This is a genomic window from Flavobacterium sp. XN-5 (genome assembly GCF_008033395.2).
Classification (GTDB): Bacteria; Bacteroidota; Bacteroidia; order Flavobacteriales; family Flavobacteriaceae; genus Flavobacterium; species Flavobacterium hiemivividum.
This window is the reverse complement of record NZ_VOGZ02000005.1, coordinates 288661-300489: the sequence shown is the minus strand read 5'-3', so window position 1 is coordinate 300489 and position 11829 is coordinate 288661. Positions and strand designations below refer to the sequence as shown.

Sequence of the window (11829 nt, the reverse complement as noted above, 5' to 3'; positions counted from 1 at the left end):
GCAGTAGATGCAAACTATACCATCAGTTTCCCAACAGCACAATTTGCAATTACCAAAGCCGCATTGACCGTTACAGCCGATGCAGGTCAAACAAAAGTTTATGGAGCAACAGAACCAACACTTACATACACTATTACAGGATTTGTAAATGGCGATGATGAAGCAGATTTAGATACAGCAGTAGCCATTGCAAGAGCACCAGGAGAGGATGTAGGTAGTTATACCATTACACCATCCGCTGCTGCCGATGCAAACTATACGGTAGGATTTGTAACATCAAACTTTGCGATCACTAAAGCTAACTTAACAGTAACAGCAAATACAGGTCAAACAAAAGTTTATGGAGCAACAGAACCAACACTTACCTATGCCATTGCAGGATTTGTAAATGGCGATGATGAAGCAGATTTAGATACAGCAGTAGCTATTGCAAGAGCACCAGGAGAGAATGTAGGTAGTTATACCATTACACCATCCGCTGCTGCCGATGCAAACTATACGGTAGGATTTGTAACATCAAACTTTGCGATTACGCAACTAGCGGTTACAGTAACGGCTGCTGCTAAATCGAAATATTGTGGTCAGGTAGATCCAGCATTTACCTTTACTTCATCGCCAGCGGTTGGTACAGTATTGGATAATGGCCACATAGTATCATTCTCCGGAGGACTTACAAGAGTTGCAGGTGAAGGTGCTCAGACTCCTGGAAATATATATACAATTAACATAGGAACTTTAGCTAATACCAATTACCTGATATCTTTTAATTATGCAAACCTTACTATCAATGGACTTACAATCGACGCTTCCGCTTCTGGCAAGCCAGTTCCAATTAATAATCCAGCGACATTGAGTGCGACTATTTCTCAAAACGTATCTAGTGTAAGCGTAACCTTTGTAGTAACTAATGAAGCTAATGCGACTGTATTTACTCAAACAGTTTTGACTGTTGCAGGATCAACGACCGCAACCGCAACCGTAACAACTGGTAACTTGAGTGGAATAGGTGTATATAAAGTAACAGCAACAGTTGGAAGTGGATGTTCCTCTTCAGAGGCGTACATACCAGTCTATGACCCTAATGGAAGTTTTGTAACCGGCGGAGGTTGGATTAATTCTCCAGCTGGTGCTTATATAGCAAATCCATCGTTAATTGGTAAAGCCAATTTTGGATTTAATGCCAAGTACAAGAAAGGGAACAATCAGGTAGAAGGTAATACGGAATTCCAATTTAAAGCAGGTGATTTAAATTTCAAATCTACTCTACATGAATCAGGTAGTTTGGTAATTTCAGGTAAAAAAGCAACTTATCGAGGTGATGGAACTATTAATGGAGTTGGAGGGTTTAAATTTACTTTAGCCGCTATAGATGGTGATTGGAATAATGGAATAGCTCCTGATCAATTCCGAATTAAGATATGGGGAAATAACGGAGTGGTTTACGACAATGGTTTAGGTGCATATGATAATTCCGATGCTTCTACTGTTCTTGGTGGCGGCTCAATAGTAATCCACGAAGTGAAAGGCAAAATAAGCTCAAAAATCGTAGAAAGTCCAAAATCTGTAGTACAGGGCGTATTTAATGTCATTGCTTACCCTAACCCATCTAAAAATCAATTTAATCTAAAAGTTGAAGGTGGAAGTAAGGAGAAATTTGAAGTACAAGTATTTGACTTGTTAGGAAGATCAGTGAAACGAATGGAAAAAACGAATGGTGAAACCATTCAGTTTGGTGAAGACCTACCAGCGGGTTCATACATAACAGTAATCAATCAAGGAATTGAGACGAAAACAATTAGATTGATTAAAAAGTAAGTTTCATGTTTTATTTTGAATAGCTTAAAAAACCAACCCAACCCAATGCATTTTGGGTTGGATTTTTGGTGCCGATTAATTAATTGATAACTTTTAAAATTTAGTTAAAATAACTCCAGTTAGAAAGCCGCGCATTTTAAAAAAGCTAAATTTGAGTAAACTAAAAAATACAATTATGAAAAGAAATGCAACCGCAGTATGGAATGGCTCTCTTAAAGAAGGTGCTGGAAAATTGACAACACAAAGTAAAACATTAGAAAACACTCAATATTCATTCAAATCTCGTTTTGAAGAAGGAGTGGGTACAAATCCGGAGGAATTAGTAGCGGCGGCGCATTCTGGTTGTTTTACGATGCAACTTTCAGCTTACATTACCGAAGATGGTTTTGAAATTGAAAGTATTGAGACTAAATGCGATATTGACCTTGTTGACGGAGCCGTTATCAGTTCTCATCTAACGGTGAATGCTAAAATAAAAGGGATTTCAGATGATGCTTTTCAACAACAAGTTACAAAAGCAGAGAAAAATTGCCCAATTTCTAAATTACTGAATGCTGCCATTTCTACAACTGCCACATTGGTGTGAAACAGCGGTTTTAATTATAAACAAAAAAGTCTCCATTAGTAAATTGGAGACTTTTTATTGTTATTCTATTAGTGGAGTGATTTGCTAAAACAAACGCTATCGTCTATTCCGTCATATTGACCATAATTCTTTGTAATTGCATAACCGTTCTTTTTATACAAAACAATAGCCTCAGGATATCTTCTACCAGTTTCTAGAATACAGCTGGAAAATGATAGTTCTTTAGCCCACGATTCTAATGCTTGTAATATTGTTGAAGCTATTTTTTTACCGCGATGCTCAGGGTTGACATACATTCTTTTTATTTCGGCAGTATCAGCTTTATAGCTTTTAAAAGCACCGCAACCTACAGCTACATCTCCATCATAGGCAACCACTACGTTTTTAATACTATCGGTTTTATTGAATTGGGCATAAAAACTGTGATCTTCACCATCGCGAATCTCAATATCTTTATCTAGTTCGCTAATTAATCGAATGAAATCGATATTTTCTGGGTTTGTTCTTAAAAATGTTATCATTTATTTAATCAAATAAATCAGAGGATAAATAGCGATCACCGCGGTCACAGATTATGGCAACGATTACACCAGATTCTAATTCTTCGGCTATTTTCAATGCTGCTGCTACAGATCCGCCACTGCTCATTCCGGCAAAAACACCTTCTTCAAGGGCTAAGCGCTTAGTCATGGCGCGAGCTTCAGCTTCGCTTACTTCCATTATACGGTCTACTTTTGAGGCATCAAATATTTTAGGCAAATACTCCTGAGGCCATTTTCGAATACCGGGAATTTGAGAGCCGTCACTAGGTTGCGCTCCTACAATTTGTACATTCGGATTTTGTTCTTTCAAATAGGTAGAAGTACCCATAATCGTACCGGTAGTTCCCATTGCCGAAACAAAATGTGTTACGCCACCTTTTGTATCATTCCAAATTTCTGGACCAGTAGTTTTATAATGGGCTTTCCAGTTGTCTTCATTGGCAAACTGGTTCAACATGATATAGCCGCCTTCGCCTACCTTTTTGTCGGCATAATCTCTAGAGCCTAGGATTCCTTCCTTGGCAGAAGTCAGTGTTACCGTCGCGCCATAAGCACGCATGGTTTGGGTGCGTTCTTTGGTTGAATCTTCAGGTAATACGAGTTCGATCTCTATATTTAATAATTGGGCGATCATGGCCAATGCGATTCCGGTGTTTCCACTGGTGGCTTCAATCAATTTGTCTCCCTTCTTGATGTCTCCTCTTTCTAATGCGGAGACAATCATATTGTGGGCTGCGCGGTCTTTTACACTTCCGCCTGGATTGTTTCCTTCCAGTTTTAACAGTAATTTTACATTTTTATTTTTAATCAAATTGACGGTTTCTACCAAGGGCGTATTACCAATCAGGTCTAATAATTTTTGCGGATCCATGCTATCGTAGTTCTTTTATTTTTACTTCTGTAGTTGTGGTATTCGTGACAAGTGAATTTTTGGGAATGGATTTGGTAATCCATGAATTCCCACCTATAATACTGTTTTTACCTATTGTAGTATTCCCTCCTAATATGGTTGCATTAGCATATATACACACGTTTTGCTCCACCGTAGGATGTCTTTTTTCGTTTTTCATGTCTTTACTTACGCTAAGTGCCCCTAAAGTGACTCCTTGGTATATTTTAACCCATTTTTCGATAACGGTTGTTTCACCAATTACGATACCGGTGGCATGATCAATGAAAATTGGGAAGTCGATTTTAGCACCAGCATGGATATCTGTTCCGGTGATTCTATGCGCATATTCGCTCATCAATCTCGAAAACAGGAGTAAATCCAATAGGTAGAGCTCGTGGCTGAGTCTGTAAATAGCAACGGCATAAAACCCAGGGTAGCCAAGATATACTTCTTCCAAGCTATTGGAAGCAGGATCATTTTCCAAAAAATAATTAGCATCTTGATTTAGTTTTTCAAGAACAGAAGGTAGTTTTTCAAGAAAACTATTCCAAATTCCATCGCATTGACCTTGCGGTTTTTTGCATGCAATTACAGAAATTTCTTTGAATAAAATTTTAAGTTCTTCAATACTTTCGTTCAAAGGCGCATTGGCATCAAATAAAGTATAAAATAATTTTTCAGTAAAATCTTCTATTTTTGTTTTGATTCCGTAATTAATTACGGACTGTCCCTTTAATGCGATTATATTTTTAATAATCAGATCTTTTGTCATGATTATGGTGTTGAATTGTTAATAGAAAAGGCCTTAAGTGCGTAGTAACTTATAACTGCAATAACAATCCTTATTGAAATAGAAGGAGCTTTACGCTTGTTATTTTGTTAATTAGTCTCAATAAATAAGACGAAACAAATATATTGATTTCAATTTGTTTGGCTTCATTATTTTATAACAATGAGCATTTATAAGTTGGTTATTTAACATAGTAATGAAAAGCACTATCCTTTAATGAGACATTTACGATAGGAGTAAATAGAAGTAAGTATGATTTAATTCGAAATAATAAATGCTTTGTTAGAGTTGTACCACTAAGTAAGTTCAATTCTTGCTATCCCAATATTCTCTAATAGTGTTTGTAGAAATAACCAGCAATCATAAAAAGCACATTAATAACCGCCACAATCACAATTAGCTTTTGAGAGATCATACCCTTATAAATAAAATGAAAACCTAGAAATCCTAAAAATAAAAGCGATGTAAGTAGGGCAGGATACATTTGAAATGAAGCGGTAAAATCTCCTTTTAGAAGTAATAGGAACGATCGCTGAAAACCGCAGCCCAAACATTCCATTCCAAAAAGTGTTTTACTGAGACAAGGAATCATATATTTTTCTAACACCATTTATAGTTTATTTTGAGTGTAATTGTTCTAAGTTAATGCCGTTAAATAATCTAATTTGTATGCAATTATTGTAGGGTAAATTCGGACTAGTAAACGGTATAAATCTAATGATTTTATGTCTGTACAATTTACAAAATTTCAGTAAACCATTTAATAAAAAAAGGCGCCAATTTTAATTTTGTTACCTTTGGATTCTGATAAGTAAAGAAATGAAAAAATTAATAATTCCAATGATGTTTGTCGCAATACTTGTTGCTTTTTTTGAGCAGGTAAGTGCCGATAAAAATGTGTATATCACCGTAATTGCACTTGCTGTTTTTATGTTTGGCATGATGCGGTTGAGTTCTAAAACACCGAGTAAAAATCAAAATAATCACGATAAAGAAGAAAAAGATGTTTAGTAAAGGAGATAAGGTTTCAGTTCTGGACGAGGCTATAAATGGAGTAGTAGTTTCTGTGAAAAATAATGACGTAACGATCGAAACAGAGGACGGATTCACGATGACATTTACTGTCAACGAATTAATTAAGATAAACGAAACCAGTAACTTAATGGATTCTATTAGAAGAATTAATAGAGATGAAATAGAAAAGGAAAAAGCAATTCCAAAACCGAGAAGTTTTGTCAAAGAACGCAAAGACAAGAACGAAAGACAGGCTCCGGAATTCGATTTACACATCGAAAAATTAGTGCCTAACAAACGTGGAATGTCAAATTATGACATTCTTACTTTGCAATCTGAAACTGCTAAACGTCACATCGAATTTGCCATAAATAACCGAATTCCAAAAATCGTTTTTATTCATGGCGTTGGCGAAGGAGTATTAAAAGCAGAGCTGGATTTCTTATTAGGACGCTATGATAATATTGCTTTTCAGGAAGGTAATTACCAAAAATATGGTCAAGGCGCCACCGAAGTTTTTATCAAGCAAAACAGTAAATAGAACACGGATAATTGTAAAAAAAATGTCCCGTTTTGTGATTACAAAACGGGACATTTTTTATGCTTATTTTTTACTAATAATTACTGCTTAATTTGTCGTCAACAAATCACCGTAGATAAAATTATCACCCAATAAAAAAGTATTATTTCCTTTCTTTAAAGTTACTTTTTTAAGGACTATTGTATGCTTAAAAGCAGTAGGTCCATTTGTAGTTGTCGTTACTTCCACAATCCCGCTAACTCCTGATACGCCACTTACAGCATCCCATTGTTGGTTAATTGCAGGTGAAGTAGGTGTTGTTGTTCCGCAGAAATAATCAGCCGTTAAAAGACCTGTAAATAAGCGGTAGCTTAGTACGTTTGATGTTGTGCCAATGATTCCTGTTCTTGGAGAGTTTAAAGGTGTAGCTGCATTAGCAATTAAACTTGGGTCGATATTTAATGTCAGAGATTCGCTGCTCGTATAATTGTAAACTAAATTAGAGGAGTTGCATTTCTCGACTGTCTTATCAAAAAGAAAAGGTAAAGGCGTTGCAGAGGTAACATAATCACCAAAAGGGAAAGTTTCGTATACTTGATTCCCGTTACTTTTTGCAAAAGTGATGTTTTTAAAAACAATGTTGTGCTTGTAACCTGTAATTCGGCTACTGTTCTCCTTTGCATCTACCGTTTTTACTGCACTAGTAAATATTTGTATTTTACCGGCCGTGGCATTCCATTGATCGGTTACTACTGGAGTAGCGGGAGCTATGGTTTCGCAGATATTGTTGCTCGATACAACACCGTCATAAAAGCGATAAACTACGCGATTGCTGCTGCTAATATCTAAAAGGGTTGGTGCGCCAGCGACTGAGGATTCGTTTACGAAAGTAGTGCTTGGAATTTCAAGAAGCAGACCTTCTTTTTCCTTTAGTTTGAAAATAATGTCATTTGTAGTGCAACTTTGAGTGGTTACATCTTCGAAGTTAATATCTTCCTGAATTAAATTTCCATCGTCGCAACCATTTAAAACTAATACAAAAACCAATAGGCCTAGAACTCTTTTCATCGTAAAATATATTTTTACAAAAATAGCTAAAAAAATGACAATTGATATTGGAGAATACGCAATTGATATTTCATAACTTTGCAACAATGAAAAAAATATACCTCGATAACGCATCAACGACAGCCATACGGCCAGAAGTCATTCAAGAAATGACAAAAGTAATGGTAGAAGATTTTGGAAATCCTTCTTCAACGCATAGTTTTGGTCGAAATGCCAAAAGTATATTGGAACTTTCTAGAAAATCAATTGCAAAGCAGTTGAATGCTGCTGCACAAGAAATTATTTTTACATCTTGCGGAACGGAAGCCAATAACTGGATCCTTCGTTCTGCTGTGGTAGACTTGAAAGTACAACGCATCATCACCAGTAAAATTGAGCATCATGCCGTTTTATATACCGTTCATGCATTGCAAAAAGAATTTGGAATTCAGGTAGATTATGTAGCGGTCAAGCCAAATGGAGAAATCGATATTACGGATTTAGTCGAATTATTGTCGCAGAATCATAAAACCCTAGTGAGTCTAATGCATATCAATAATGAAATTGGGACTGTTTTAGACTTAAGTAGAGTGGTGCCAATATGCAAACAATACAATGCACTCTTACATTCTGATACGGTGCAGTCTATTGGAAAAAAAGAAATTGACCTACAAGAACTAGCTATAGATTTTCTAGTTGCTAGCGCACATAAATTTCATGGACCCAAAGGTGTTGGATTTGCATTTGTTCGAAAAAATTCAGGTTTACAGCCATTGTTTTATGGAGGCGAACAGGAAAAGGGATTGCGAGCAGGAACAGAAGCGACTCACCAAATTGCGGGAATGGCAAAAGCGTTAGAGCTTTCATACAGTAATTTAGAAGTGGAAAGAACCCAAATTTATGAACTAAAAAAGTATCTAATAGAGCGACTTGAAATTAATTTTCCAGAATTTGTAATAAACGGAAGTCAAGATGGTTTTTATAATATACTGAATGTTTTATTACCTTTCGAAGAGGATAAAACAGCCATGATTTTATTTCATTTAGACATGAAAGGAATTGCAGTTTCGCGAGGAAGTGCGTGTCAGAGCGGAAGTATTAGAGCTTCACATGTATTAGCCGAAATACTTTCGGAGGATGATTTAAGAAAACCAAGTTTGCGTATTTCTTTCAGCCATTATAATTCGAAAGAAGATATTGACTTGTTGATGGATGCTTTAAAAAGCATTTAAAAAAAAACAAACGTCTCGTGAACACTGCCTTCAAATAGTTTAAATATTATTTGCAGCTAGTTCAGGAGACGTTTTTTTTTAGACTACTATGTTTTCGTCCATGGATTCCTCCTGTGCTTTTCTTCTTTCTTCTAGAATTGTTTTTCTTTTTTTGGCAGTAATCATTAATCCCAGCATCATTATAATTGCAGTCATCAGGATTACTTGAATAATTAAAGATTTGTTGACTAGCATTATCGAATGCTCTGGTGCGATTCCTAAAAATAATAAGATCGTAATAAGTCCTCGTGGCGCTACAAAAAGCAACGGGAATAAAGGGATTTTAGATATTTTAAGTTGGATGAAACGCAAAGTAAAAAGTATAGCTACAATTCCTCCAGCCCATACCAGCGTGTCCGTATTTAAAATTTCGGCAGTTTTGATCAAATAACCAAACAAAAGAAAGAACAAGGCTCTAACCAGAAAAGTCGCTTCGATAATCAGTTCCTTAAACTTCGCAACCTCCTTGTTCAGTAAGTCAAGTCTAAATTGCTGGGTCCATCTATAATGTTTTAGTTCATCTAAATTACCAATTGACAATCCGAAAACTAGGATAAAAATAAGTGCTGGCAAATGAAATATTTTGGATACTTCATAAATTAATATGATTAGCAACACGATAGGAACGAATTTAATATGGTGTTCAATTTTATTGAGCAGAAAAGACAGTAGTATTGTTGCCACAAAGGAAATTGCGATTATGACTAGTATTTCTAAACAAAAATATCCAAATGTTTCTAAACCGAAGCTAGAATTGTATGCAATGAAATTGAAGAAAATAACTCCGAAAATATCAGATAAACTACTTTCATAAATGATGAATTCTTTTTGAGTCGAAGAAAGGTTTATTACGCTTGGTATCGCGATTGCGCTGCTAATAACGCAAAATGGGATCGCATTTAAAAGACTATCTCTGAAGGAATATCCTCCATAATAATGGAATAAATAAGCAAGCGAAAAGGCTAGCACAATCAAAGGCAAGAAAGCCCCTATGGATGATTTTTTTATCAGTCCAATTTTAGATTTGTTGAGTTCCAACTCTAAAGAACCTTCCAATACAATTAAAATAAGTCCAATTGTACCTAAAATGGGTAGGATAGTTGTAAGATTTGGTAGCTCAATACTAAAAAAGAAGGTTACTTCTCTAACGATCCAACCCAGAAGTAATAATAGTATAACAGAAGGTATTTTTGTCCTTGAAGCTGTAAGATCAAATAAGTAAGCGATAAGTAGTAAAAGACAAAGTGAAATTATAATTGTCATAGAAAATTAATTATATTTTGTAATTTTTTAGAGTTTCCATTAGGAATAATGGAGCTTCATGTTTTGAAATATAAGACATTAGAAGGTTATAACATCAATATTTTTTTAATTAAATAAAAAAAAATTACAGTTTCTGATTATTTTAAATCAATAACACTTTGTAAATGAATTAAATATGTTTTAATTTTTTATAGTTCCCAATTTTTATAGAGAAGGGAGAAACTGTTGTAATTCGACACCCTTTTCCATTATTAGTCGAGCAGTAAAAAATAACAAGGTTGGCTCAGTTCGCAAGTTAAGATTGCTGTGTTTGTCTTCAATACAGTGATTTCAAGCACGGCCTAAATTAGCTATTTCGTTTTTTCCTTTCGTTTTTCTTTCTCTAACCTTCTGAAATATCCTCGAAAGAGAAAATTGTGTTTAAGAGCTTCTAAATTTTCATTCAATTTAATACTCGCTTCATTGACATTAGTCATGGTCGAGTCTATTGTGTGGACAAGCGTGGGATCATTAGAAAGGTAGTTGAGTGCACCTTTTCCCTCTTTAATATTGACAATGGTGTTATTTAGATTAGTCACGACTTTATTTACTTCGAGACTTGTTTTATCTAAATTACTAACGATTGTCTTAATATCATTGGCAACAGCTGTATCCTTCAATAGCCCTATAACGTTATCTTTGTCGTTTATCGATTCAAGAAGTCGGTTTAAATTATTGGTGGCTTTTGAGGTTTCCCTTCCTGAAATTTTTAAGTAATACATGGTTTCTTTTAAGTCCTTTGCCACTTCAATGTCATTCAATAATAGTGCTACAGTTCCTTTTCCATTATTCATTTCGTCCGTAATTTTGAGCAAGTTTTTGGTGAGAAGGGCAGCGTTGTCATTGGTTTTGCTTAAGGTAATTAAAAGATCGTCAGTTCGAATGCGATTTATAGATATGATTTCATCTCCTGGCTCCGCCGAAGCTTCATTTCCTTTTCCCGGTAAAATGTTGATGACCATACTCCCCACCAGTCCATCAGAGCCTATGGTGGCTACTGCATCTTTTTTTATGTGTTTAAAGATGGCTTTGTCAATAATCATATCCACTTTGATGCTTGTGTCGTTGATCATTTCGATACCAAGGACAGTTCCTACATTTACGCCCGAGTAGCGTACATTATTCCCTATTTGTAAACCATTTACATTATTAAAAATAGTTTCTAAATGATTAGTTTTTCCAAACATTTTTTGCTTATCGCCAATAAAATAGGTAGCTAATATAAAAATCAGCAAGCCAATAATTACAAAAAGTCCTAATCTTATTTTTTGTGATGTCGTTTTTTCCATGTTTATACTTATTTAAAGAAAGCCTGTACTTTTGGATCTGTCGATGTTGCTAGTTCATTAAAAGTTCCTTCGGCATAATTAACACCATCAACCAGTAAAATCATTCGATTTGAGATCACTCGGGCACAATCGACATCATGTGTTATGATTAATGCTGATGTGGTGTACTTTTCTTGGATTGACTTCATCAAGATCAATATTTCTTTGGAAGTGATAGGATCTAATCCTGTCGTAGGTTCGTCATAGAGGATAATCTTGGGTTGAAGAATTAGTGTTCTCGCCAATGCAATTCTACGCTTCATTCCTCCCGAAAGTTCCTCGGGCATCAAGTTTATGGTTTGTGATAATCCTACATTTTCAAGAGCCTGCATCACTAAGGGTGTGGTGTCTTTTAGTTTTCCAAATTTTTTAGTGTGACGACGCAAGGGAAATTCTAAATTTTCTCTCACGGTCATCGAGTCATATAAAGCACTTCCTTGAAAAAGAAAGCCAATTTCTGTTCGGAGTTCATCTAAGGTTACTCGGTCGAGTTCATCAATTTTTTCTCCCATCACCATTATCGAACCGCTATCTTGTTTTTCTAACCCGATAAGACATTTTATCATTACTGATTTTCCTGAGCCTGATTTACCCATGATCACCAGATTTTCTCCTTCGTGTAAAGTCATGTTGAAGCCATTTAAAACATGATTGTCACCATAGCTTTTTCTCAAGTCTTTGATCTCGATAATAACTTTTCTATTTTGAATGGTAGTATTCAT

General features: G+C 35.4%; 13 protein-coding genes. 5 read left to right on the top strand and 8 right to left on the bottom strand.

What is annotated here, in order from left to right; genetic code table 11:
• Both FQU23_RS11090 and FQU23_RS11085 read left to right on the top strand, forming a co-directional pair.
• A partial coding sequence (locus FQU23_RS11090; protein ID WP_147673876.1) for an MBG domain-containing protein occupies positions 1-1815 on the top strand: 1815 nt, incomplete at its 5' end.
• A 175-nt stretch (positions 1816-1990) separates the two neighbouring features.
• On the top strand, positions 1991-2401 hold the full coding sequence (locus FQU23_RS11085) for an OsmC family peroxiredoxin (protein ID WP_147673875.1): 411 nt from the start codon (positions 1991-1993) through the stop codon (positions 2399-2401).
• A 68-nt stretch (positions 2402-2469) separates the two neighbouring features.
• Here FQU23_RS11085 and FQU23_RS11080 read toward each other — a convergent pair whose 3' ends face one another.
• From FQU23_RS11080 to FQU23_RS11065, 4 genes are all read right to left on the bottom strand, one after another.
• On the bottom strand, positions 2470-2922 hold the full coding sequence (locus FQU23_RS11080; protein ID WP_147673874.1) for a GNAT family N-acetyltransferase: 453 nt from the start codon (positions 2920-2922) through the stop codon (positions 2470-2472).
• A gap of 4 nt (positions 2923-2926) precedes the next feature.
• Positions 2927-3814 (bottom strand): cysteine synthase CysM, encoded by an 888-nt coding sequence (gene cysM, locus FQU23_RS11075; protein WP_147673873.1) that lies wholly within the window; start codon positions 3812-3814, stop codon positions 2927-2929.
• A gap of 1 nt (position 3815) precedes the next feature.
• Positions 3816-4607 (bottom strand): serine O-acetyltransferase, encoded by a 792-nt coding sequence (locus FQU23_RS11070; RefSeq protein ID WP_147673872.1) that lies wholly within the window; start codon positions 4605-4607, stop codon positions 3816-3818.
• Positions 4608-4956: 349 nt separating this feature from the next.
• Positions 4957-5235 (bottom strand): DUF2752 domain-containing protein, encoded by a 279-nt coding sequence (locus tag FQU23_RS11065; protein WP_147673871.1) that lies wholly within the window; start codon positions 5233-5235, stop codon positions 4957-4959.
• Positions 5236-5444: 209 nt separating this feature from the next.
• Between FQU23_RS11065 and FQU23_RS11060 the strand changes: the two genes are divergently transcribed.
• Together FQU23_RS11060 and FQU23_RS11055 are read left to right on the top strand one after the other, a co-directional pair.
• A complete protein-coding gene (locus FQU23_RS11060; RefSeq protein WP_147673870.1) occupies positions 5445-5636 on the top strand; it encodes a hypothetical protein in 192 nt (63 codons plus the stop codon).
• Entirely contained in the window at positions 5629-6180 is a 552-nt protein-coding gene (locus FQU23_RS11055) for a Smr/MutS family protein (protein WP_147673869.1), read from the top strand. The genes FQU23_RS11060 and FQU23_RS11055 overlap by 8 nt, the downstream gene beginning before the upstream one ends.
• A gap of 87 nt (positions 6181-6267) precedes the next feature.
• On the opposite strand, the gene FQU23_RS11050 is transcribed toward FQU23_RS11055, so the two are convergent.
• Positions 6268-7227, bottom strand: coding sequence for a hypothetical protein (locus FQU23_RS11050; protein WP_147673868.1), 960 nt, complete (start codon positions 7225-7227; stop codon positions 6268-6270).
• 86 nt (positions 7228-7313) lie between these two features.
• Here FQU23_RS11050 and FQU23_RS11045 point away from each other — a divergent pair, with 86 nt between their 5' ends.
• A complete protein-coding gene (locus FQU23_RS11045) occupies positions 7314-8438 on the top strand; it encodes a cysteine desulfurase family protein (RefSeq protein WP_147673867.1) in 1125 nt (374 codons plus the stop codon).
• A gap of 78 nt (positions 8439-8516) precedes the next feature.
• Here FQU23_RS11045 and FQU23_RS11040 read toward each other — a convergent pair whose 3' ends face one another.
• The 3 genes from FQU23_RS11040 to FQU23_RS11030 all read right to left on the bottom strand — a co-directional run bounded on the left by FQU23_RS11040 (position 8517) and on the right by FQU23_RS11030 (position 11829).
• A complete protein-coding gene (locus FQU23_RS11040) occupies positions 8517-9740 on the bottom strand; it encodes a sodium:proton antiporter (protein WP_132112912.1) in 1224 nt (407 codons plus the stop codon).
• Between the two features lie 350 nt (positions 9741-10090).
• Positions 10091-11068, bottom strand: coding sequence for an MlaD family protein (locus FQU23_RS11035; RefSeq protein ID WP_147673866.1), 978 nt, complete (start codon positions 11066-11068; stop codon positions 10091-10093).
• 8 nt (positions 11069-11076) lie between these two features.
• A complete protein-coding gene (locus FQU23_RS11030) occupies positions 11077-11829 on the bottom strand; it encodes an ABC transporter ATP-binding protein (protein WP_147673865.1) in 753 nt (250 codons plus the stop codon).